The 21,018-nt window shown below is 59.9% G+C and carries 23 protein-coding genes and 1 tRNA gene; 9 read left to right on the top strand and 15 right to left on the bottom strand.

All coding sequences use genetic code 11. The features are described from left to right. Window positions 1-56 precede the first annotated feature (56 nt). Complete coding sequence (gene matP / locus C1N62_RS10720) at window positions 57-512, top strand: macrodomain Ter protein MatP (RefSeq protein WP_137763619.1); 456 nt, start codon at window positions 57-59, stop codon at window positions 510-512. A gap of 109 nt (window positions 513-621) precedes the next feature. Here the strand turns inward: matP and ompA are convergent, their stop codons facing one another. Together ompA and sulA are read right to left on the bottom strand one after the other, a co-directional pair. After that, window positions 622-1,692, bottom strand: a complete 1,071-nt coding sequence (gene ompA / locus C1N62_RS10715; protein WP_137763618.1) for a porin OmpA — start codon at window positions 1,690-1,692, stop codon at window positions 622-624. Between the two features lie 356 nt (window positions 1,693-2,048). After that, window positions 2,049-2,504, bottom strand: coding sequence for an SOS-induced cell division inhibitor SulA (sulA, locus tag C1N62_RS10710; RefSeq protein WP_370465599.1), 456 nt, complete (start codon window positions 2,502-2,504; stop codon window positions 2,049-2,051). A 266-nt stretch (window positions 2,505-2,770) separates the two neighbouring features. Here sulA and C1N62_RS10705 point away from each other — a divergent pair, with 266 nt between their 5' ends. Beyond that, entirely contained in the window at window positions 2,771-3,385 is a 615-nt protein-coding gene (locus C1N62_RS10705) for a TfoX/Sxy family DNA transformation protein (protein WP_137763616.1), read from the top strand. A gap of 40 nt (window positions 3,386-3,425) precedes the next feature. Here C1N62_RS10705 and yccS read toward each other — a convergent pair whose 3' ends face one another. Both yccS and C1N62_RS10695 read right to left on the bottom strand, forming a co-directional pair. Continuing rightward, complete coding sequence (gene yccS / locus C1N62_RS10700) at window positions 3,426-5,570, bottom strand: YccS family putative transporter (RefSeq protein WP_137763615.1); 2,145 nt, start codon at window positions 5,568-5,570, stop codon at window positions 3,426-3,428. 73 nt (window positions 5,571-5,643) lie between these two features. Further along, window positions 5,644-6,084, bottom strand: coding sequence for a YccF domain-containing protein (locus C1N62_RS10695; protein ID WP_137763614.1), 441 nt, complete (start codon window positions 6,082-6,084; stop codon window positions 5,644-5,646). Between the two features lie 163 nt (window positions 6,085-6,247). Between C1N62_RS10695 and helD the strand changes: the two genes are divergently transcribed. Then, window positions 6,248-8,233: a DNA helicase IV gene (helD, locus tag C1N62_RS10690; protein WP_137763613.1), complete on the top strand. Its 1,986-nt coding sequence runs from the start codon at window positions 6,248-6,250 to the stop codon at window positions 8,231-8,233. Between the two features lie 7 nt (window positions 8,234-8,240). Here the strand turns inward: helD and C1N62_RS10685 are convergent, their stop codons facing one another. Then, window positions 8,241-8,699: a methylglyoxal synthase gene (locus tag C1N62_RS10685; protein ID WP_137763612.1), complete on the bottom strand. Its 459-nt coding sequence runs from the start codon at window positions 8,697-8,699 to the stop codon at window positions 8,241-8,243. A gap of 133 nt (window positions 8,700-8,832) precedes the next feature. Next, window positions 8,833-9,513, bottom strand: coding sequence for a DUF2057 family protein (locus C1N62_RS10680; RefSeq protein ID WP_137763611.1), 681 nt, complete (start codon window positions 9,511-9,513; stop codon window positions 8,833-8,835). Between the two features lie 249 nt (window positions 9,514-9,762). Here C1N62_RS10680 and C1N62_RS10675 point away from each other — a divergent pair, with 249 nt between their 5' ends. Beyond that, the gene (locus tag C1N62_RS10675) at window positions 9,763-10,182 is read left to right on the top strand and encodes a CoA-binding protein (protein ID WP_137763610.1); all 420 of its coding nucleotides are present in this window, start codon (window positions 9,763-9,765) and stop codon (window positions 10,180-10,182) included. A gap of 54 nt (window positions 10,183-10,236) precedes the next feature. On the opposite strand, the gene hspQ is transcribed toward C1N62_RS10675, so the two are convergent. Then, entirely contained in the window at window positions 10,237-10,554 is a 318-nt protein-coding gene (hspQ, locus tag C1N62_RS10670) for a heat shock protein HspQ (protein WP_137763609.1), read from the bottom strand. A gap of 65 nt (window positions 10,555-10,619) precedes the next feature. Continuing rightward, window positions 10,620-11,810, bottom strand: a complete 1,191-nt coding sequence (gene rlmI / locus C1N62_RS10665; RefSeq protein WP_137763608.1) for a 23S rRNA (cytosine(1962)-C(5))-methyltransferase RlmI — start codon at window positions 11,808-11,810, stop codon at window positions 10,620-10,622. 89 nt (window positions 11,811-11,899) lie between these two features. Between rlmI and yccX the strand changes: the two genes are divergently transcribed. After that, on the top strand, window positions 11,900-12,178 hold the full coding sequence (yccX, locus tag C1N62_RS10660) for an acylphosphatase (protein WP_137763607.1): 279 nt from the start codon (window positions 11,900-11,902) through the stop codon (window positions 12,176-12,178). Here the strand turns inward: yccX and tusE are convergent, their stop codons facing one another. Further along, a complete protein-coding gene (tusE, locus tag C1N62_RS10655; protein ID WP_137763606.1) occupies window positions 12,179-12,508 on the bottom strand; it encodes a sulfurtransferase TusE in 330 nt (109 codons plus the stop codon). Window positions 12,509-12,612: 104 nt separating this feature from the next. Beyond that, window positions 12,613-13,269: an FtsH protease modulator YccA gene (gene yccA / locus C1N62_RS10650; RefSeq protein ID WP_137763605.1), complete on the bottom strand. Its 657-nt coding sequence runs from the start codon at window positions 13,267-13,269 to the stop codon at window positions 12,613-12,615. A gap of 218 nt (window positions 13,270-13,487) precedes the next feature. On the opposite strand from yccA, the gene C1N62_RS10645 reads away from it, so the two are divergent. After that, window positions 13,488-13,575, top strand: a tRNA-Ser gene (locus C1N62_RS10645). A 680-nt stretch (window positions 13,576-14,255) separates the two neighbouring features. Then, entirely contained in the window at window positions 14,256-14,444 is a 189-nt protein-coding gene (locus C1N62_RS10640) for a hypothetical protein (protein WP_137763604.1), read from the top strand. Here C1N62_RS10640 and C1N62_RS10635 read toward each other — a convergent pair. Then, window positions 14,422-14,925, bottom strand: a complete 504-nt coding sequence (locus C1N62_RS10635; protein ID WP_240775691.1) for a cupin — start codon at window positions 14,923-14,925, stop codon at window positions 14,422-14,424. The genes C1N62_RS10640 and C1N62_RS10635 overlap by 23 nt on opposite strands. 389 nt (window positions 14,926-15,314) lie before the next feature. On the opposite strand from C1N62_RS10635, the gene osmE reads away from it, so the two are divergent. After that, window positions 15,315-15,650 carry an osmotically-inducible lipoprotein OsmE gene (osmE, locus tag C1N62_RS10630; RefSeq protein ID WP_137763602.1) on the top strand — a complete coding sequence of 112 codons (336 nt, stop codon included), beginning with the start codon at window positions 15,315-15,317 and terminating at the stop codon, window positions 15,648-15,650. Window positions 15,651-15,901: 251 nt separating this feature from the next. Here the strand turns inward: osmE and C1N62_RS10625 are convergent, their stop codons facing one another. Next, window positions 15,902-17,635, bottom strand: coding sequence for a potassium/proton antiporter (locus tag C1N62_RS10625; RefSeq protein ID WP_137763601.1), 1,734 nt, complete (start codon window positions 17,633-17,635; stop codon window positions 15,902-15,904). A 196-nt stretch (window positions 17,636-17,831) separates the two neighbouring features. Continuing rightward, window positions 17,832-17,954 carry a hypothetical protein gene (locus C1N62_RS23495; protein ID WP_255508602.1) on the bottom strand — a complete coding sequence of 41 codons (123 nt, stop codon included), beginning with the start codon at window positions 17,952-17,954 and terminating at the stop codon, window positions 17,832-17,834. A 278-nt stretch (window positions 17,955-18,232) separates the two neighbouring features. Here C1N62_RS23495 and C1N62_RS10620 point away from each other — a divergent pair, with 278 nt between their 5' ends. Then, window positions 18,233-19,078: a DMT family transporter gene (locus C1N62_RS10620; protein WP_137764986.1), complete on the top strand. Its 846-nt coding sequence runs from the start codon at window positions 18,233-18,235 to the stop codon at window positions 19,076-19,078. A 47-nt stretch (window positions 19,079-19,125) separates the two neighbouring features. Here the strand turns inward: C1N62_RS10620 and rutG are convergent, their stop codons facing one another. Both rutG and rutF read right to left on the bottom strand, forming a co-directional pair. Then, a complete protein-coding gene (gene rutG / locus C1N62_RS10615) occupies window positions 19,126-20,448 on the bottom strand; it encodes a pyrimidine utilization transport protein G (RefSeq protein ID WP_137763600.1) in 1,323 nt (440 codons plus the stop codon). Window positions 20,449-20,489: 41 nt separating this feature from the next. Continuing rightward, window positions 20,490-21,011, bottom strand: coding sequence for an NADH-dependent FMN reductase RutF (gene rutF, locus C1N62_RS10610; protein ID WP_137763599.1), 522 nt, complete (start codon window positions 21,009-21,011; stop codon window positions 20,490-20,492). Window positions 21,012-21,018: the final 7 nt, after the last annotated feature.

The following is a 21,018-nucleotide window of genomic DNA, read 5'->3' as shown; positions in this document are numbered from 1 at the left end:
AGTCGTCGCAAAGCTGTTATGCTTAATAACGTTACACGGTCACATTAAGGCGCGCAATGAAATACCAGCAACTCGAAAATCTGGAAAGCGGATGGAAATGGAAGTATCTGGTGAAAAAACACCGGGAAGGGGAGCACATCACCCGCCATCTTGAAAACAGTGCTGCGCAACACGCCGTACAGGCGTTGCTACAGATGGAGAGCGAGCCGGTCAAAGTCCTGCAATGGATCGCCGAGCACATGAATCCGGCGTTGGATAACCGTCTTAAGCAGACTATCCGGGCGCGGCGCAAACGCCACTTCAATGCCGAGCACCAGCACACCCGCAAAAAATCGATCGATCTGGAGTTTCTGGTCTGGCAGCGGCTGGCCGGACTGGCGCGCCGACGCGGCGTCACGCTGTCAGAAACGGTGGTACAGCTGATCGAAGACGCGGAGCGCAAAGAGAAGTACGCGAGCCAGATGTCCTCACTGAAACAGGATTTGCAGCAGATTCTGGCCAAGAAAGAGTAGGCCGTGATCAAGGGAACAGAAAAACCGCATTGGCGGTTTTTTTTATGGCTGACTGCTGGCATAAAAAAACCCCGCCGAAGCGGGGTTTTTATTATCTGGAGCGTTTAACTTAAGCCTGCGGCTGAGTTACAACGTCTTTGATGCCTTTCACTTCGATCTCAACACGACGATCCGGGGCCAGGCAGTTGATCAGGGCATTACGGCCTTTCACGCTGTCACAGGTAGAACCGGTAACCGGCTGGCTTTCGCCCATGCCGCGTGCGGAGATTTTGTCAGCCGGGATGCCTTTGGAGACCAGGTAGTCCACAACGGACTGAGCGCGCTGCTCAGACAATTTCTGGTTGTACTGGTCGGAACCGATGCGGTCGGTGAAGCCCAGAACCACAACAGAACCGTCTTTCGGGTCCATGGAGCTCAGCTGGGAGTACAGCTGATCCAGAGCCTGCTGGCCTTCGCCTTTCAGGGTGGATTTGTTGAAGTTGAACAGAACGTCAGACTTCAGGGTGAAGCGCTTGGTCTCAACAACCGGAGCCGGGGCCGGAGCCGGGGCAGCGATCGGAGCAGCAACGTCATCCTGACCGAAACGGTAGGAGACGCCCAGGCTCAGCATGGCGTTGTCAGGACGTGCACCCACGGTGCCTGCGTCGCCGATGTTGTTAACCCACTGGTAGTCCAGACGGGTAGCCCAGTTTTTGGTCAGTGCGTATTCCAGACCTACAGCAGCCAGCGGGGACACGCCAGTGTCGTTGTCGCTGATACGGTTGCCGTTTACGAAGCCTTTGGAGTCAGCGCGCCATACCATGCCGCCCAGACGGGTGTAGATGTCCAGCTCGTCGTAGATCGGGTAGCTCAGTTTAGCAGCCAGCTGAATGCCTTGTGCCTTGAATGCACCGTTGTTCACGCTGCCTTTGTAAGGCATACGGCCAAGCCAGTCATATCCCATTTCAAAGCCCAGGTACTGGTTCGCTTGGTAGCCTACGAACGCACCTGCACCCAGTTGGCTTTCATGAGTTGGGCCATTGCCAACACCGTTGTAGCCGTTACCATAGAAACCAGTGTCATGGTACTGGGACCAGCCCAGTTTTGCACCGGTGTACCAGGTGTTATCTTTAGGGGCGGCTTGCGCTACGGTAGCGAAACCTGCCAGTGCCACTGCTAATGCGATAGCTGTCTTTTTCATTTTGCGCCTCGTTATCATCCAAATAGGCAATGAGCTTTAAGCTGTTATAAGCCCTTGGTTAAAATCCTTCGTCAAGGTTATTGCTTCCGTTAGTTACTTTGCCAATTGATTTGGCCTTATAGAGCAACCTTGGCGATGTAAAGTCTACAACGTGGCGTGAAACTTACAAGTATGAAGTTTTCAGGGCCAGCAAAAATGGCCTAAAACGTACATAATTTTTAACATGTTCGAGCAATTGGTGACGAATTTAGGCGAAAAAAACCCTTAATGGACGTTAAACAGGCCGCTTGAATGGCGGGTTATAGAGTTATTGACGTCAAAAAGGGCTTTTTTCATGAGAATATTCCTAATTTGTGTCAATGATAACGTGATGAGTGAATTTTAAGGGCCGGGAAATGTCCGCACGCCCGGCGCTCCCCCAACTGGGGGCGCATAATGAAACCGTAAGCCTGCCCGCGTTGTGCTGCCTGTTGCAGTCGGGCATGTTCGGCGTCGGTCAGTTCCGGCAGCCACCCCAACACCACGCTGTAATTGCCGCTCTGCAAAGCCCTTGCCATCGCTTCTACTGTGGAGGCAGGGGGCAGGGTGCGCAGCTGCACCACTTTATCCACCGGCAACCCGGAATCACGTAGCCAGTGGCGGCTCAATTTCTGTTGAGGGGCCAGCCAGAGCAACCAGCGGGACTGGGCGCCGAGGTGGTGCAGAAGGGGAAGAAGGATGTGTGCCAGGACAGGCTGCTCCTCGCTGTAGACAAATTCGCTGATCAGGCCACCTTGGTAGTCCGGTGAGGCTGGCAGCGTGGAGGACGGCATTGTGATTTGAGCGTGTTCGCCAGTCTGATAGTTATGAAGAGATGGACGCATAATTTCCCTGCCCTGAAGTCACTGTATGCATATACAGTATCCCCAGAAAATTCAAAAATCAACGCCATTCTTTCAAAGCAGCTCGCAGATTTGGCAGGTAATCCGCTGCAAACGCAATTTGTGTTTGGCACGCTCACCCAGTTTGCGTATTTTGTAATTCGCTGTTCTTAATACAGTTATTTCGTTGATAGACCTATTTACTAAAGGAAATAGTAATGAAGAACCTATACGAAAAAAGGATCGATCGCGCCAAGCTCGCGCTGGCCTCTTTGGGTGAAATTTGTACTCGTCCGCAGTTCGGCGGTTATGGCGTATTGGCCGGCGGCGTGATGTTCGGCCTGTTTTTGCAGGGTGAACTCTATCTACGCGCCACGGCGCACATTGAGGCGGAATTCCTCCAGCAGGGGATGACGCGACTGCGCTATCTGCGCCGCGGTCTGCCGCTGACCTTGAACTACTACCGGGTAACGGAGGCGCTCTGGGCGGATGAGACGCAGTTGCAGGCGCTCGCGGCCCTCGCCGTGGAGAGCGCCCGCCGCGAGGGAAGCGAGAAGCAAGGCGATACCCGGCTAAAGGCCTTGCCCAATATTGGCCTTAACCTGGAGGGGCAGCTGCTACAGGCCGGTATCGGCAACCCGGCTGAGCTGAAAGCACAGGGTGCCAAGGCGTGCTATCTGAAGTTGGATACCGAGAAAACGCCCCTGAGTATCCGGGTGCTGTTTGCTCTGGAGGGGGCGATCACGGGCTACCATGAGGCGGCGCTGCCACCGGAGCGCCGTGAGGAGTTGCGCAGCTGGTATGAGAGCATCCACCCCGCCGCCAAAAAGTAAGCCTTGAGGTCAGGCGGCCAGCCAGTGGGCTGGCCGCCATTCACGCCGCACTCTCCTGTGCAGGGTGCGCCAGCCGCTGATGCAGGGCCACCAGCTCCGGCAGCAGCCGCAACACCAGCCCCACCTGTTGCAATACCAACTGCTCACGGCTCTCGGCCTCCGGCGTGATGCTTGCCACCCGTTGAGAGAGCTGGGCCAGCAGCCGCTGGATGCGCGCGGCGTCATGCTCGGTCAGGTGCAGCGCACCATCGACGTAGCAGGCGGTGTCATCCAGAATGGCGAGGACGGCCGGATCGCCCAGTTCACCGCGATGCGCGCCAAGGGCGGAGATATAGCTGAGCAGCGTATGGTTAAGGCAGAGCAAGCGGAACGCCTGCTCCTGGCGATCGGCACTGTTATCTGGCTCCGCCGACATATTGGAGATCACCGAGGCCAGTTCGGCATTGCCATTGTGGGCATCGCGACGGGCGATACGATACTCCAGACGGTTGTCGCGCCCCTGATGGTACTGCACCAGTATGGCGTCAAGGTAGCGGCAGTCGGCATTCAGCGCCCGGTCAATCACCTGCGGCAGTTGGCGGAAACGCCAGTCCGGCCAGATAAAGCTGACCGCCGCCCAGGCGATGGCACAGCCCAGCAGCGTATCCACCACGCGTGGCAGTGCCACCTCAAACCCCTCGCCCAGCAGGTTGAAGCAGAGCAGCACCAGCAGGGTAATGAACATGGTGGCATGGGCATACTGCACGGTGCGGAAGGCAAAGAACAGCACGCCACTGATGACAACCAACACCAACTGACCCTCCGTCGACGGAACAAAATAGAGGATCGGCAGGCCAAGCAGCACCCCGGCCAGCGTGCCAATGATGCGCAGCGCCAGCCGGCGGCGGGTAGCGTTATAGTTGGGCTGGCAGACAAACAGGCTGGTCAGCAAAATCCAGTAACCGTGATCCATTCCGGTCACCTGGATGAAGGCGTAACCGACGCAGAGCACCACGGACATGCGAATGGCGTGGCGGAACAGCGCCGAGCGCGGCGTCAGGTTGCGGCGAAAACGCAGCAACATATCCCCCCAGCCTGACAATCCCTCCTCCGACAGCCGCTCATGGGCGTAGAGGGCGGCGCTCGCCTGCTCAGACTCAATGTTTGCCAGCTGGGCATCAATGGCGCGCAGGTTTTTCAGCAGGTGGCGCAGCGCCCGCAACAGGTCGCGGTTCTCTGCGTCGGCGGAGAGCCGGGTCAGGGTCGCCTGCAGGTGGCTGAATGCCCGCTCAAACTGGCTGTTATGGTGATAGGTCTGCTGGTGCAGGACGCACTGTGCCAGATGCTGGCAGGCCCGCGCCTGCATAGTCAGCAACCGCTGGAAGCGGAACATGATGTCGCTGTAGCGGAATTTTTCACTCAGCTCACGGTACTGGGCGTGGGTGGAACTGGCGCGCTCATGGATATCCTGCGCCGCAAAATAGTAGTGCAGGGCGCGGCGGGTGCCACGCTGGCCGCGATCCCCCTTCAGGCGCGTCAGCAAGGAAACTTTGGTCTGGTTGAGGGTCGCGACCAGTGTGCCGTTAGCCATCGCCACATCAATCAGCGCCTGATTGCCCTCCTCAAGGTCGGGATCGAACAGGTTGGATTTGGCATCCAAATAGGCGGCAAGCTGGTCAAAACTGCGGGCAATCAGATCCTGCAGCGGCCGGATCGGATAGATCAGGTGGCCAAGCAGCGTTAACAGGTTGTACCACATCGCGCCGCACAGCAGCAGCAGCGGTTGCTGATACCAGACGTGGTACATCGACGTCCCCAGCATGGTGTACACGGCGATCAGCAGGGCACCAAAGGCGATGGTGGCGTAGCGCTGCCCAAGCGCGCCAAGCAGGATGAATCCGCAGGTGGAGAGCGTCAGCCCGGCGGCGAACAGCCAGGGGTAGGGGAACAGCAGCTCAATCGAGGCGGAAGCGACAAAGAAGCAGAGCAGCGTGATCAGCAGGTTGCGTAGGCGGCCGGTCAGGCGATCGTCCAGATCGGCCAGCGCGGCTGCCACCACCCCGAGCGTCAATGGGATGGTGAGCTTGGGCTGGCCCAGCCACCAGGGCACCGCCGCCGCACCGGCCAACGCCAGGGTGATACGGATATGGTACAGGACGCTGCTGTTATAAAAGTACCGACGCAGGCCGGTGGCATAAGCGAGCACAGAAGACTCCGCAAATCATAAAATTGGCCCGGCCGCAGCCGGGGCGAGGGCAGGCCAGGTGGCCTGCCGCCGATTAACGGCGTCGGGCATTATCCAGCCGCGCCTGTTGCGCCACTTCGACTGGCACCACGCGGCGGCCTACCGGCCACAGGGCAATGGCCGCAATCTTGAAATTGGCGATGCCCACGGGAATGCCAATGATGGAGAGGCACTGCACCACGCCGGTAGCGATGTGGGAGAGGCAGAGCCACCAGCCAAACAGCACGAACCAGACCACGTTCAGCAGCGTGCCGCCACTGTTGAGCAGGGTACTGCTCCGCTCCGGGTAGAGCACATCCACATGCACCGCCTCATTGCCGTAGGGCAGCAGCGACAGCTTGGTGATCTCCCAACAGGAGCGGGTCAACGGCAGGGTGAAGATCAGCACCACGCTCACCAGCGTGGCAAACAGCCAGGCGAGGGTGGTGAAAAAGCCACCCAACACGAAATTCAAAATATTCAATACAGTACGCATAATAGAAAAGTTGTCCCTTATTTAAAAAACCTGGTTGCCAGAGTGCGCTATGGTTGTGCCACACCCGGCCAGTTTACCCTTTTTTTAACGCTGGAGCGCCTATCCCTCCCACAGGTAAACTTGCGCTGGAACATTGAACCCTTGGTAACTGACAGCGTGGATTATGGAACTGAAAGCAACGTCACTGGGCAAACGTCTGGCGCAGCACCCCTATGATCGGGTACGGCTGCTCAATGCGGGCCTTGAGGTGAGTGGGGAGCGACACCACTACGTGATCCCTTTCAACCAATTGGTCCGTATTCAGTGTAAACGAGGAATGGTCTGGGGCGAGCTGGAGTTTGAGCTGCCGGGCCAGAAAGTGGTGCGGCTGCATGGCACTGACTGGCAGGAGACGCAGCGCTTCCACCACCACCTGAACGAGGTGTGGCAGCAGTGGAGCGAAGAGATGAGCGTCATCAGTGCCAGCGTATTGCAGGCGCAGAGCGCGGCACTGGCGCAGGCGGAGCAGGCCGATGGCTGGATGAGCCAGCCCGCCCTGTCAGCGTTGCAGGCGGAGATTGCCGATACCTTTGCCGCGCTGCCGATGCCGCTGGCACGGATGACGGAATTTGACGCCTGCCGCGCCGCCGCGGCCCACTGCCGTGCGTGGCTGGAGGAGGGGGAGGCACGACAGGCGGCGCGCAACCGCCGCTGGGCGAAACAGATGCAGGAGGCACACCCGGCGTGGCTCGCCACCTCAGCCACTGGGCCGCTGGATGAGCGGCAGGTGCAGGCGGTAGTGAATGGCGAACGCGCCGTGCAGGTCGCGGGCATGGCTGGCAGTGGCAAAACTGCGGTGCTGGTGGCACGCGCTGGTTGGTTGGTGCAGCGCGGGGAGGCCGCCGCCGGGCAGATCCTGCTGATCGCCAGCGGCCAGAGCACGGCAGATGAGCTGAACGGCCGCCTGAAAATCGAGCAGGGCAAGCAGGCCCCCGAGGCCCTTACCGTGCCCGCGCTGGCGTTGCAGATTCTCCAGCAGGGCGGGCGCAAGGCGCTGGTGCTCAGCAAATTGGAACAGGATGAGAAGGCGCGCCGCGCCCTGTTGCTGAAGCTATGGCGGCAACAGTGTGAAGAGAAAAAGCCACAGGCCAACGGCTGGCGTCTCTGGCTGGAAGAGGAGCTGGGCTGGGCGCTGCCTACCGGCGCGTTCTGGAAAAACCGGGCGCTGGGCGAGCGGCTGGCCGGTCGGCTCGATCGCTGGCTGGGATTGATGCGCGCGCACGGTGGCAGCCAGGCCGCAATCATCGCTGAAGCACCAGAGGCACCAAGCTTCGCAAAACAGGTAAAACTGATGGCCCCGCTGGTGAAGGGGTGGCGCAGCGCCCTGAAAGAGGAGGGAGCGGTGGATGCCGACGGCGCGATCCGGCAGGCGCTGGATCGCTTGAACAAGGGGCGTTTCAATCCACCCTGGCGGCATATTCTGCTGGATGAGTGGCAAGACCTGCCGCCGCTGCATGCGCAGTTGTTGCGTGCCCTCTGTACGGGTGACGATGGCCCCAGCCTGTTTGTCACCGTCAATGCGTCGCTATCGCATGAGACCCACACGCAAGCATTACCGGCTGCGATGGCGGTGTGTACGCTGGCACGCAGCTACCGCGCCGACGCGATAGGCGAGCTTGCCGACCGTCTTCTGGCTGGCCACGTGGCCGCGCGCCGCAAGCTGGGCCTGCGGAACGGGCCATCGCCGGACTTGCTGCTGTTGCCGGATGACCAGCTGGCCGCGCTGCTCGACAAGTTGAGCGGTTTTGCGCAGGAGAAGGAGCGGGTGCTGCTGCTGGCGTGTGACGCGCACCAACGTCCAGCGCTGCTGCAAAAGGCGAAAACCCGCTGGCCAAAATTGTCGCTGGCTTTCTCGACCATTCAGGCGAGCGCGGGGCAGGAGGCAGAGTATGTGATTGTGCTGGAAGCGATGGCGGATGAGGGTGCGGTAGCGGCACTGGAACAGGCGCTGGCACCTGCGGAAGAGGCTGGCGCGGAGAGCCAACGGTTGCTCTATCTGGCGCTGACCCGCGCCCGCACGCGGGCCTGGCTGCTCTCTCCGCCAGAGGCACCCTCGCCGTGGGCGGCGGCGCTGCGTGCGCAGGGCGTGCCGCAGCGTCGCACGCCCTGACGGGGGATTATTTCAACCGTTCTTGCAGATAGCGCTGGTAGTCAGGGATGGTGACCTTCACTTCCTCACGGAACAGGCCGGCGCTGATCAGGAAATCCGCTGTGGCGCGGTTGTTGGCGACCGGGATATTCCATACCGTCGCCAGACGCAGCAGCGCCTTGACGTCCGGGTCATGCGGCACCGCATTCAGCGGGTCCCAGAAAAAGATCAGCACATCAATCTTGCCCTCAGAAATCAGTGCGCCCACCTGCTGGTCGCCACCCATCGGCCCGCTTAGCATACTGGTGACCTCCAGCCCGGTATTGCGCTGTACCAGATTACCGGTGGTGCCGGTGGCGTAGAGCCGGTGCTCTGAGAGCAGAGCCTTGTTCTCATCCACCCAGTTCAACAGGATATGCTTGCAGTGATCGTGGGCAACCAGAGCAATGTGCTTCTGCTTGCCGATCGTGCGGGTCGTGAATTCCATGCGATGTCCCTTATCAGACGTTGAGATAAGTGACAGATTACTGAAACTGTTTTTCTCTGCAAATGCTGGAGCGGGGAAAAGCGGCCCGCGAGGAGAAAAAAGCGCTTTTTGTAGAAAAAAGCGCCTGATGAGGTTATTTCGCGGTTGCGCGGTGCTGTTCCGCCCAAGAGAGGAAGCGAGCTTGGGTGGTGTGATCCGCCTGCTGGAACCAGTACTGCAACATCTGCTCGGTGACGTTCTCACCCTGTAGCGTGACGGTTTTCTGGTTGACGTTGCCGACCACCACCGGCAGCGCGGCTGGGGCTTCCTGAGGCTGGATGGCGAGTGCTGGCAGTGAGGCCGGGTGTTTGCCAGCATTGTAGCCAGCCATGACATTCTCAAGATCTGCCGTCAGGGTCAGGCCGGGCACTTGGAGCGTATCGCGGCGCAGCGGCAAAGGTTGCTGCTGTTCATCAAGAATCTGGTAGTCGCGGTGTGTGTCAAAACGGCGGCCATCACGATCGCTGGCCAGAGTGGGGAGCTTGATGCTGATTGTTTTATGGTTTTGGGTGTCAAAGACCGCGATCTGCGGCGAAGAGTGGTAGATAAATTGATCATGCTGACCCGATTTGACCACCTTGGAGACGCGGAACAGCAGTTGGTGCTCCCCGGCGCTCAACTCCAGGCTGTCAGCACTCTTCAACAGCGAGCCTGATACTTTTTTGCCATCCACCACCAGCAGATCCACTTCGGGTGACAGCGCCAGCGTAGCGGCCATAGCCGGCAGGCCGACGGCCAGCGCCAGCAACCCGGCAAACAGCCTTGCTTTTTTCATTGTGCTCTCCTTTATAAAAATTGACCGCCGATATTCTCAGTGAACCGCCACAGTGTGTCAAAGTTTTTCAAATGGACGCTTTGTTAATATTTAGAAATGAAATGACTGTTGATTATTTATTCATGACGTGAATTTTTTGCTGACAAATTGAACGGGATGGTGCAGTTTGCGGCAAAAAATGTGCGATGGAGTGACGGGCGTCGCCGGTGGGTTACACTTAGCACACTGAACAGGCAAAGGAGTGAAACCATGCAACAGAGTGATATTGCGCAGATCCTGCAATCGGTAAAAACAATCGCGCTGGTGGGTGCCAGTGATAACCCGTCACGGCCAAGCTATGGGGTAATGGCCTATTTGCTGGCACAGGGCTATGACGTGATTCCGGTCAGCCCCAAACTGGCGGGCAAGAGCGTGCTGGGCCAGCAGGCAGTGGGTTCGCTAAAGGAAATTGGCAAGCATGTGGATATGGTCGACGTGTTCCGCAACCCCGATGCGGCCTATGGCGTCGCGCAGGAGGCGATTGAGATTGGCGCGGATGTGCTGTGGTTGCAGATCGGCGTCATCAATGGGGAAGCGGCGGTGCTGGCGCAGGATGCTGGCCTGAAAGTGGTGATGGATCGCTGCCCGAAGATTGAGATCCCCCGGCTGGGGCTGCATAAGTCAGCATAAAGCCATAAAAAAGCCCAGACCGGGTCTGGGCTCAGGCGTTTCTCAGTGATGCGATCAGTGGCGCAGGCGCGGGGTCTTGAGCTGGTGCCGGATATTTTCGGCCAGCTCATCCAGCGAGGGCTGCTCAGGGTGGGCCTGGGCCACTTCACTATCGAGTTGCGCCTCAGCCAGATAAGTGTGCACTGGCTGCCCCTGATCGTCCTCCATGACCACGTGATACCAGGGCGCGAAGCGCAGCGTGTCACTGTCTGCTACCTCCTCCGCACTGGGCTTGTCCAATGAGTATTCGGGATCGATATCAATCACCACGCCCAAATACCCTAGCAGCTTATGGCGAACCTGCTGGCCAATACCAAATTTGCTGGCAATCATAGATGACCTCCTGAGAAACCGTGCCTTAACCCAACAGAGATGGGGGCAAAAGGCACGTTTTCAAGTTACATCACCCGGCAGGCAAAGCCTTTCAGATAGAGTCCTTCAGGGTAGGTGGCAATGACCGGGTGATCCGCCGCCTGGCGGAACTGCTCTATAAATTGTACATCACGCCCCGCGTCCACAGCGGCGTCGGCCAAAATTTTCTGGAAAAGATCGGTAGGCATCAGGCCAGAGCAGGAGAAGCTCAGCAGGATGCCGCCCGGTGACAGGATCTGCATCGCCAGCATGTTGATGTCCTTGTAACCGCGGCAGGCGCCCGCCAGCTGGTTCTTGTTCTCGACGAACTTGGGCGGGTCCATGACGATCAGGTCGAAGGTTTCGCCGCGGTCACGGTAGGCGCGCAGCAGCTGGAACACATCTTCGCGCACGAAATCGGCCTTGCTCAGATCCAGCTGGTTCAGCTCGACGTTCTGGCGCGCCACATCCAGCGCCGCCTGAGAGGTGTCAACGCTGGTGACATGGCGGCAACCGCCCATCAGCGTGGAGACGGCAAAGGCACCGGTATAGGAGAAGCAGTTCAGCACCCGGCGGCCTTCGGCATAGCGGCGTGCCGCCAGACGGCTGTCACGCTGGTCAAGGTAGAAGCCGGTTTTGTGGCCCTGCTGGATATCCACCAGCAGCTGCATACCGTGCTCGGTAATGGGCAGCAACGCCGGCGGCAGGTCGCCCAGCACCTGGCCTTGGGTCAGCGGCAGCCCCTCTTTCTTGCGCACCGCCACATCGGAGCGGTCATAGATCGCGCACTCTGGGAAGCAGTGTTGCAGGGCGGAGAGCAGCGCCGCACGCTGGAACTCCGCGCCAGCGGAGAGCAGTTGCAGCACCAGGAAGTTCTGGAAGCGGTCGATGGTGATGCCCGGCAAACCATCGGATTCGCCAGCAATCAGGCGGTAGCCATTCAGGCCGTCGCGCTCGGCCAGCCACTGGCGCCACTGCTGCGCCTGCTCCAGACGGCGAATGAAGAACGCGGTATCGATCGCCTCTTCTTTGTCAAAAGTCCAGACACGGGCGCGGATCTGGGACTGCGGCGAGTAAGCGCCACGTGCCAGCCACTTGCCCTGGTGGTCATGGATCTCAATGGTGTCGCCCGAGGCGGCTTTGCCCTCAACGCGCGCAACGGCGCCAGAGAAGACCCAAGGGTGACGGCGGAGCAGGGATTTTTCACGCCCTTTGGCGAGAAACAGACGTACGGTCATAATATAAAGGCTGCCAGCTGAAAAAAAAGAGCGACATTGTCGGGCGGTGGTGCCGAAAATGCAATGAATCACATCAGGAGGAGAAGATTATGGCAAATGTCTGTGTTTCTGCCTATGTCTATGGGCGAGTACAGGGCGTCGGGTTCCGTTACTCGACCCAGCAGCAGGCGACCCAGCTTGGCCTGACCGGCTACGCGCGCAACCTGGACGACGGCAGCGTCGAAGTGGTGGCGTGCGGATCACAGCAGCAGGTGGACAGCCTGATTGACTGGCTAAAACAGGGGGGGCCAAAAAGCGCCAAAGTGGATCGGGTACTGACGGAACCCAAGGCCCCCGGCGACTACCCTGACTTCAGGGTGCGTCACTGATTACAGGCACTTCACGGGCTTGGGCAGGCCAGCAATCTTGGTGGCCTGCTTGGCTGGCCCCTTGGGGAACAGGCGGAACAGATAGCGGCTGTTGCCCTTCTCCTCACCATACTTTTGTGCCATCGCCTTGACCAGCATCCGCACGGCCGGCGAGGTATTGAACTCCAGATAGAAGCCGCGCACAAAGCGCACCACTTCCCAGTGCGCGTCCGTCAGCTCAATGCCCTCCTGCTCCGCCAGCAGGGGCGCCATGCCCTCTTGCCAGTCGGCGCTGTTTTTCAGATAGCCCTGCGCATCGGTTTCGATGGGGCGGCCTTCAAACTCGAACATACAACCTCAGTCATGCAGAAAAAACGGCGGGCAGTCTAGCAAAAATCGTGTGCAACGGACAGCAGGGCGTCGCCCCAGCGGAGTGGGGCGACGGGGCAGGGGGATCAGTTGCTGCGGGCGAAGCCCAACAGGCTCAGCAGGCTGACAAAGATGTTGTACAGCGACACATAGAGGCCAACGGTGGCGCGGATGTAGTTGGTCTCGCCGCCGTGGATGATGTTGCTGGTCTCCCACAGGATGGCACCTGAGGAGAAGAGAATGAACAACACGCTGATTGCCAGGTAGAGCGCCGGGATTTGCAGGAACAGGTTGGCGATCACCGCCACCAGCAGCACCACAAAGCCCGCCATCATCATGCCGGAGAGGAAGGACATATCCTTACGCGTGGTGAGCACGTAGGCCGAGCAGCAGAAGAACACCAGTGCGGTGCCGCCCAATGCCAGCATAATGATGTCTCCCGCGCCCGCCGAGAGCAGCGAACTCAGGATCGGCCCCAGGGTGTACCCCATGAAGCCGGTCAGGGCGAAGGTTGCCAGAATACCGGCCGGGCTGTTAGCCAGACGGTAGGTCAGGAACATCAGGCCATAAAAGCCTACCAGCATCAGCAACAGGCCGGGTGCCGGCAGTTGCAACAGGGTACTGGCCGTCGCCGTCAGGGCAGAGAAGCCCAGCGTTAACGCCAGCAGGAAATAGGTATTGCGAAGCACCTTGTGGGTGCTGAGGAGCGATGACTCCCGTGACGATACGACGATACGATCCATAACCATCCACCTATAAAGAGTGAAAAGAGAGGAAATAATAAGAAGTTACCGTAAGCGGGCAAAGGCGTTTTACCCTTCTTTACGCGCTCCTGACGCATAAAAACGCATCATCCTGATGATATTTGCAACGCTTACGTGCCTTATGTCGATTTTTCAGGCAATTGACACACATCGGGCTTTACAACGTGATCGGGGATGTTTATAGTTCGCGTCGTTGCGGAGGAGTGGCCGAGCGGCTTAAGGCAACGGTCTTGAAAACCGTCGATGGGAGACCATCCGTGAGTTCGAATCTCACCTCCTCCGCCACTCTCCCTGCAGTACCTCATGACACTCTCCCTGATAGTTCCAAGCGCCGTATCTTCTTTGACTTTCCTTATCTTTGCACCGATGTTCTCTCTGTCTGTAAATGCCCGCAGAAGTGTGATCCTGTTCTAACTTAAGCACGACACATAAGTCGTGATAGTGGAAAGTGATGTTCATCACATTCAGAAACTAAGTAATAAATTAGGATTAGTGCCAATAGACGAACGGAGGTTGTCTGTTGTTTTCCCGTCGAAGAGCTGACTTGCCTGACAACCGGAGATAAGCGCCGGGGGTTAACGACCTTTCCTCACGGACTTCTGTTAGCAGCAGATAGGCCAATCAGTAAAATGATGTTTTGCAGCAAAAATATACCCTGCCTGGCGCAGGGTTTTTTTGTTGCTGGCGATCGGTGATGACTGCGGCGCGTGGCACATCTGGGCTGTATTGTTTATTATATCTTCATGATGGGCGTGAATATGTGTCGCCCGCGATTGCACGCAGTACGCTGCGTAATGAGATGTTGTGGAAAAGAGATCCCCTCTCCCGGAGAGACCTCCGTATCAGGAGACGTTGGGCGACGCGCAGTTTGCGGTCGCCGTGCTGGTGGTAGCCTCCAGCGCCCTTATCATTTTTACGCTGATTATTACACTACTGGTGACCTGACGGACAAGGAGGGAAACAGCATGGAGAAGAACCGTTTCGATGACAACAAACTGATTGCCCTCATTGCCTTGCTGGCCTCCAGCCTGATTGTGGTCTCCGTGATGTTTGCCATCACCTACTTCAATGATGTGAAGCACGACGACGCCCGGCTGGACGTCAAACGCTGCTATATCAAAGAGTCACCCTCTACGCTTTCACCCAATACTTGAGGCACCCCTCGCTGTGGCCAGTGACCGGATCGCTGGTTGGCAGCGGCACCGCGAGCACACTTTTGCGGCGTTTCGCCAACAGCGGCGGCTCATCCCGACAGAGGTCAGGGCTAAAGCCGGTGGGGTAGGCGCCCACCAGCATAAAGGCCTTGTCGGCCTCCATCTGCTTATGACCCACTCCCGCCGGGAGCAGCAGCACATCCCCGGCCGTGACCTCATGCACTGGCCCGCCTTCACCACCGAGCTGTAATTTGGCGGAGCCGGCATAGCAGCCGAGTACCTCATGGGTGTTGGAGTGGAAATGGGTATAGGGGTAGACCGGGTAACGCCACTGCGGCGGCCAGCCATTGGCGGTGAACAGGTGCTCCAGGTAGGCCGCGGGGTCAGCGGTTTCCGGCGGCAGCACATGGTGATAGAGGATCACCGGATAGGGGCTGTTAGGGACACCGTGGGCAGCTTTGGTCAGTGCAATCCTCTCCATGGCAACCTCCCGTGATTGCGCGCGCGCCGGGGAACCAAAGGGCGACACGGCCAGTAAAATGAAAAAGCCGCAAAACTGGCGGCGATCAAGCGGCATCGGCGCTCCTCCTTGGGTAACGGTGGAATAAGCACAGCAATTGCGCAGGCTTACATCAAACAGGTATAGCGCAAAACGTGATGCTGGTCGCGGTAGGAAGATTTTTCCTGTGGCTTTTTTTCCCACGCGGACGCGGGCAAACAGGCCGTCTGGCAAGGGGTGGCGCGCACCCGACGGGGGTAAACCGGTCTCATAGGAAAATGCCGGGCGGTGGCAAAATCGGCAAACGAATTTGAAAAACTTGCGTTATCTTCTAGGCTTAAAGGACATCACGCACCTCAGGAGGAGAAGTCATGAATAAAAAAACGCTGTTAATGGCGGCAATGGGAGCTGTCACGCTGCTGTCAGGCTGTACCGCATACGACCGTGCTGCCAGTTATGTAGATGAGCCGGTTGTCAGCGATGTCAAAGTCGGTATGACCCGCGCCCAGGTGCGCGCCATCGCCGGCCCGCCATCCACCGACGCCACGCTGGTGCATGCCAAGGGCACCTGTAGCACCTACGCGGTGAAACCACGTGACGGCAAGGCGCAGACCTACTTTGTCAGCTTTGATGAAACCGGCCATGTGATGAACAAGGGCTACCAGTCCTGCTCCGATTACGACAAAGACCCGCAGCAGGGCCAGTAATCGCACCACATCAGAGAGGCCGCCGGGGAGACCCGGCGGCCTTTTTTTATCGATGCGTGGGCAATCGCGCAATTTGGCAGCAAAGCGGCCAGCTATTCCCGCCATGGCTGGCGGGGGAGATGGCGTAACCTGAGTGTTCACTCACAAGGAGACGCCATGAGACCGAAAACTGAGCGGTTGTTTAAATGCCTGAGCCTGCTGTGCGGGCTGACCATCGTCGTGCTGCTGGTGGTGATGTACCGTACCAGCCCCTAGGCCGGCTCGTCGCCGTCAATTTTTACGCCGATCCGGGTCACGGTGTGGCCCTCCATCTCTGCAATAGTCCAGACCAGATCGTTCCACTCCACGTGGTCGCCAATCACCGGCTCACCGCCCAGATGCTGCATGATGAAGTGGCGCAACGGTTGGTTGGGATCAATCTCCGCCTCCAGCGTCAGCCCATATTGCGCCGCCACGCCGCCCAGCGGGGCATCGGCGTCGAGGATAAAGTCGCCAAAGAAGCGCTCATCCACCACCCGGGTTTTCGGCGTCTCGCTGAACAGCTTGCCGAGCCGCGGAATGTCGCTCTCGCGGCCAATCACGCACAGGACGTCCCCCTCCTGCAAGCGGGTGTGGCGGGAGGGATAGATCATCTCCTGGCCGCGGAACAGCGCGGTAATGCGGGTCTGCGGCGGCATGTGCAGGTCACGGATTGCCGCGCCGATGTACCACTTCTCCGCGCCAAGCTTGTAGGTAAAGTGCTGCCAGACGTTTTGCGGGTCGATGTCCAGCCCAATGCGTGACTCCGGCGTAGGCTGGGGCGGCACCAGCACCCGCGCCCGCTGGGCGGCCCACGCCAGCGAGCTGCCCTGCACCAGCAGTGACACCAACACAATAAAGAAGGCGACGTTGAAGAACAGCCGCGCATCCGGGATGCCCGCCATCATCGGGAAGACCGCCAGGATGATGGGCACCGCGCCGCGCAGGCCCACCCAGGAGAGGAAGATGCGCTCGCGGCCCGTAAAACTGCGGAACGGCAGCAGGCTGGCGAACACCGCCACCGGCCGGACAAACAGGATCATCCATACCGAGAGCAGCAGCGCCGGCACGGCAATCGGCAGCAACTGGCTCGGGGTGAGCAGCAGGCCGAGCACCATGAACATGCCAATCTGGCTCAGCCAGGCCATGCCATCAAAGGTCTGCAAAATGCCGTGGCGGTTGCGGATCGGGGAGTTGCCGAGTTTCAGCCCGCAGAGGTAGACCGCCAGGATGCCGCTGCCCTCCAGCAGGGTGGTAAGGCCAAACACCAGCAGGCCGCCGCTCAGCGCCAGCAGTGGGTAGAGGCCGTTGGCCAGCGAAATGCGGTTGATGGATTGCTGCAACAGCCAGCCGCCTGCAAAGCCAAGCAGGATGCCAAGGCCAAACTGGCGCACGATGTCGATAAGGAACATCCAGCTCAGGCCCTGCTCGCCCTTGCCGATCATGTCAATCAGGGTGATGGTCAGGAACACCGCCATCGGGTCATTGCAGCCGGACTCAATCTCCAGCGTGGCGCTGACGCGGTCATTCAGCCCCTTGCCGCCAATCAGCGAGAAGACCGCCGCCGCATCCGTCGAGCCAACAATCGCGCCAATCAGCAAGCCCTGATAGAGATCGATGTCAAACAGCCAGGCGGCCGCCAGCCCGGTAAGGGCGGCGGTGAGCACCACGCCCAGCGTCGCCAGCGACAGCGCTGGCCATAGCGCGACGCGGAAGTAGGATGCGCGGGTGCGCATACCGCCATCCAGCAGGATCACCGCCAGCGCCAGGTTGCTGATCAGGTAGGCGAAGGGGTAGTTGTCAAACTCGATGCCGCCCAGACCATCGACCCCGGCCAGCATCCCGATTGCCAAAAAGATCACCAAAATGGGAATGCCGAGGCGGGAAGAGAGCGAACTTAGCAGAATGCTTGCCCCCACCAACACGGCGCCAATCACAAACAGTGTGTTGATTGTGGATGCGTTCACTCTGCCTCTCTCCTTTTTGCCAGTCATGCAGCAACCATGCCAGCGTGTTAAATGGTCTGGATAATCCAGATATAATTTAACCCGAGAATAGCAAAGAGGTTATTGATAATTTAGGAAAATGAGCGCTTGCGCCTTTTTTGGCAGGCGCAGCGCGGCAGGGAGGGGGGCCGGTTCCCTCTGGCCCAGGATCCTACCTTCAACGGCGGCGGTCACGCGGGTTGAGCAGGTCACGCGAGCGGCTCAACCGGATGTGCCGGGTCAGGGCGTAGGCCGCCACCACACAAAGCAGCACCAACAACCCAATCAATGCAGTTTCCATAAGCATATCTCCGGTAAGGGGCAGAGGTCAGCCGGCCTATCCCTGTGCCGCATCAGCCAGCCAGGCAGCGTTCACCGGCCTTTTTGGAGTGTAGTGCACCCGGCCCGGTTGTACAGCCGCGCGGGGTTGGGTTGGGCGCGCCGAGCGGCTATACTGCCCGGCTGCGCCCGGCTGGCGGGCGCAATGACAAGAGAGAACCTGTGTCTGATTCAACTTCCGCCGTGCGTGCGCCCGGTTTGCGCCTGTCTGTCCAGGAGTGGGTGCTGATTGGCATCACCATGCTGTGGGGCGGCACCTTTTTGGTCGTCCACCTGGCCGTTCAGGAGAGCAGCCCCTTCTTCTTCGTGGGCCTGCGCTTCGCCACCGCCACCGCAGTGCTGCTGCTCTTCTCCGCCCATACGCTGCGCGGCCTGACCCTGGCCGAACTGAAGGCGGGCAGTCTGGTGGGGGTAGCGATTATGTTTGGCTACGGCCTGCAAACCGTTGGGCTACAAACCATCAGCAGCAGCAAATCCGCCTTCATCACCGCCATGTATGTGCCCATCGTGCCGCTGTTACAGTGGCTGGTGCTGCGCCGCGCGCCGGGGCTGATGTCGAGCATCGGTATCGTGCTGGCGTTTGCTGGCCTGATCCTGCTGGCCGGGCCAGACAACGCCTCGCTGGCGTTCACCTTCGGTGAGCTGATCACGCTGGTCAGCGCGCTGGCGATCGCTGCGGAGATCCTGTTGATTGGCGCCTTCGCCGGGCAGGTGAACATTCGCCGCGTCACCATCATCCAGCTGGGAACCGCCTCGCTGCTGGCCTTTATGATGATGGGGCCGACCGGCGAGTCGGTGCCGCCGCTGAGCGATCGCCTGCTCTACAGCGCCATTGGGCTGGGCTGCGCCAGCGCGCTGATCCAGGTCACCATGAACTGGGCGCAAAAGAGCGTCTCACCGACGCGCGCCACCGTGATCTATGCCGGGGAACCGGTGTGGGCCGGTGTGGTGGGGCGACTGGCGGGCGAGCGCCTGCCGGGCGTCGCACTGTTGGGCGGGGTGCTGATTGTATTGGGGGTACTGGTGAGTGAGTTGCGGCTGAAAAGAAAAAAACCGGCGGTTGTCTCAGACGGGTGGGCTGAGTAACCGCCGGTGATCATCAACGATGATGAGCTAAGGAGAAACTGAGGTCGTCATCCTTTGGTTGCAGATTCTGTGCCAACTGGCAGCACTCGCCGGTTGCGCAGCAGCGCGTTGAGTAAAATCGCCCCAAAGGTGGCGGTGCCGATGCCGCCCAGCGTAAAGCCACCCAGCGTCAGCGCAAAGTCGCCCGCCCCCAGCACCAGCGTGACGGCAACCATAATCAGGTTGCCGTTTTCGCTCAAATCCACCCGGTTCTGCACCCAGATGCGCGCACCGGCCACCGCAATCAAACCGAACACCACAATCGAGGTGCCGCCCAATACCGGGCCGGGAATGGTGTGGATCAGTGCACCAAATTTGGGCGAGAAGCCCAAAACAATGGCGATCAGCGCCGCTGCAACAAAGATCAGCGTGGAGTAGATGCGGGTCACCGCCATCACGCCGATGTTCTCGGCATAGGTGGTAACGCCGGTGCCGCCCGCGGAGGCCGAGAGCATGGTCGCCAGCCCGTCGCCGACAAACGCCCGCCCCATGTAGCGATCCAGACTCTGCCCGGTCATGCCAGCCACCGCCTTGAGGTGGCCCAAATTCTCTGCCACCAGAATTACCGCCACCGGCGCAATCAACAGCATCGCGTGGCTGTCAAACACCGGCGCGGTAAAGGCCGGCAGGCCAAACCACGCGGCGCTGGCGAGGGGAGTGAAGTCCACCGGCGTGCCCCAGCCCAGCCCGTTGGTGACGGCCACGTAAATCAGGTAGGCGGCCACCAGCCCGGCCAGAATCAGCAGGCGTTGCAGCAGCCCACGGGTAAAGACCGCCACGCTGCCAATGCAGAGCACCGTCACCACCGCCATCCAGCTCTCAAACGCCGAGCCAGAGACGCCTTTAACGGCAATTGGTGCCAGGTTCAGGCCAATCGCCATCACCACCGCACCGGTCACCACCGGCGGCATCAGCCGCTCGATCCAGCGGGTGCCCGCGGCCATCACCACCAGCCCGACCAGCGTATAGACCGCGCCGCAGGCGATGATGCCGCCGAGCGCCACGCCCATATTGAGGTTCGGCCCCTGACCGCCGTAGCCAGTCACCGCGATCACCAGCCCGACAAAGGCGGCGCTGGAGCCAAGGTAGCTCGGCACCCGGCCCCCCACCACCAGGAAGAACAGCAGGGTGCCGATGCCGGACATCAAAATCGCCAGATTGGCGTCGAAGCCCATCAGCAGCGGCATCAGCACGGTGGCGCCGAACATCGCCACCGTGTGCTGTAGCCCCATGATGAGGGTCGGCCCGAGCGGCAGCCGCTCGTCCGGGGCGATCAGGGCACCATCCAGATTGCCCTGCCGTTTTTGCCATTGCGGGAACCAGTGAGCCATTGTCTTCTCCGAAAAAAAGCGCCGCACGGGCGGCAGGGTGGTCAACGTGGGGCGTGCGTCAGGGCGTGGTAGCGGCGGTCGGCATAGATCAGGCCATGCCCCTCCGTGTTGCAACAGATCGCCAGCGCCTCGCAAAACAGGATGTCATGGCTGCCGACGCTCACTACCTGGCTGATGCGGCAATCGACGCTGGCCACCGCGCCAGCCAGCACCGGCGAGCCACTCTCCAGCGTCTGCCACTCGGCGGCGGCAAAACGCGCCGCCATCGGCGTCTTGCCGCCAAACAGCGTGGAGAGCGCCTCCTGGCCGGCGGCCAGCGTGTTGACGCACAGCTGCTGGTTGGCGAGGAACACCGGATGCACCGAGGCGGCGCGGTTCAGGCAGACCAGCAGCGTCGGCGGGCTGTCGGTGACGCTGCACACCGCCGAGGCGGTGAAACCGGCGCGCCCGGCCGGGCCATCCGTAGTGATGATGTTGACGGCCGCGCCGAGGCGCGCCATGGCATCGCGGAAGGTGGGTGCCGCCACTGGGGCGGCCGGGGTAGTGGATAACAGGGTTTGCATACGGCCA

It is taken from the genome of Nissabacter sp. SGAir0207, from assembly GCF_005491205.1.
Taxonomy (GTDB): domain Bacteria; phylum Pseudomonadota; class Gammaproteobacteria; order Enterobacterales; family Enterobacteriaceae; genus Chimaeribacter.
This window is presented reverse-complemented; position numbering and strand designations above follow the sequence as displayed.

Excerpts from the sequence above, each read along its gene's own strand:
- matP (WP_137763619.1), top strand. The coding sequence starts at position 57 with ATGAAATACCAGCAACTCGAAAATCTGGAAAGCGGATGGAAATGGAAG.
- ompA (WP_137763618.1), bottom strand. The coding sequence starts at position 1,692 with ATGAAAAAGACAGCTATCGCATTAGCAGTGGCACTGGCAGGTTTCGCT.
- sulA (WP_370465599.1), bottom strand. The coding sequence starts at position 2,504 with ATGCCGTCCTCCACGCTGCCAGCCTCACCGGACTACCAAGGTGGCCTG.
- C1N62_RS10705 (WP_137763616.1), top strand. The coding sequence starts at position 2,771 with ATGAAGAACCTATACGAAAAAAGGATCGATCGCGCCAAGCTCGCGCTG.
- C1N62_RS10695 (WP_137763614.1), bottom strand. The coding sequence starts at position 6,084 with ATGCGTACTGTATTGAATATTTTGAATTTCGTGTTGGGTGGCTTTTTC.
- helD (WP_137763613.1), top strand. The coding sequence starts at position 6,248 with ATGGAACTGAAAGCAACGTCACTGGGCAAACGTCTGGCGCAGCACCCC.
- C1N62_RS10685 (WP_137763612.1), bottom strand. The coding sequence starts at position 8,699 with ATGGAATTCACGACCCGCACGATCGGCAAGCAGAAGCACATTGCTCTG.
- C1N62_RS10680 (WP_137763611.1), bottom strand. The coding sequence starts at position 9,513 with ATGAAAAAAGCAAGGCTGTTTGCCGGGTTGCTGGCGCTGGCCGTCGGC.
- C1N62_RS10675 (WP_137763610.1), top strand. The coding sequence starts at position 9,763 with ATGCAACAGAGTGATATTGCGCAGATCCTGCAATCGGTAAAAACAATC.
- hspQ (WP_137763609.1), bottom strand. The coding sequence starts at position 10,554 with ATGATTGCCAGCAAATTTGGTATTGGCCAGCAGGTTCGCCATAAGCTG.
- rlmI (WP_137763608.1), bottom strand. The coding sequence starts at position 11,810 with ATGACCGTACGTCTGTTTCTCGCCAAAGGGCGTGAAAAATCCCTGCTC.
- yccX (WP_137763607.1), top strand. The coding sequence starts at position 11,900 with ATGGCAAATGTCTGTGTTTCTGCCTATGTCTATGGGCGAGTACAGGGC.
- tusE (WP_137763606.1), bottom strand. The coding sequence starts at position 12,508 with ATGTTCGAGTTTGAAGGCCGCCCCATCGAAACCGATGCGCAGGGCTAT.
- yccA (WP_137763605.1), bottom strand. The coding sequence starts at position 13,269 with ATGGATCGTATCGTCGTATCGTCACGGGAGTCATCGCTCCTCAGCACC.
- C1N62_RS10640 (WP_137763604.1), top strand. The coding sequence starts at position 14,256 with ATGGAGAAGAACCGTTTCGATGACAACAAACTGATTGCCCTCATTGCC.
- C1N62_RS10635 (WP_240775691.1), bottom strand. The coding sequence starts at position 14,925 with ATGGAGAGGATTGCACTGACCAAAGCTGCCCACGGTGTCCCTAACAGC.
- osmE (WP_137763602.1), top strand. The coding sequence starts at position 15,315 with ATGAATAAAAAAACGCTGTTAATGGCGGCAATGGGAGCTGTCACGCTG.
- C1N62_RS23495 (WP_255508602.1), bottom strand. The coding sequence starts at position 17,954 with ATGGAAACTGCATTGATTGGGTTGTTGGTGCTGCTTTGTGTGGTGGCG.
- C1N62_RS10620 (WP_137764986.1), top strand. The coding sequence starts at position 18,233 with ATGCTGTGGGGCGGCACCTTTTTGGTCGTCCACCTGGCCGTTCAGGAG.
- rutG (WP_137763600.1), bottom strand. The coding sequence starts at position 20,448 with ATGGCTCACTGGTTCCCGCAATGGCAAAAACGGCAGGGCAATCTGGAT.
- rutF (WP_137763599.1), bottom strand. The coding sequence starts at position 21,011 with ATGCAAACCCTGTTATCCACTACCCCGGCCGCCCCAGTGGCGGCACCC.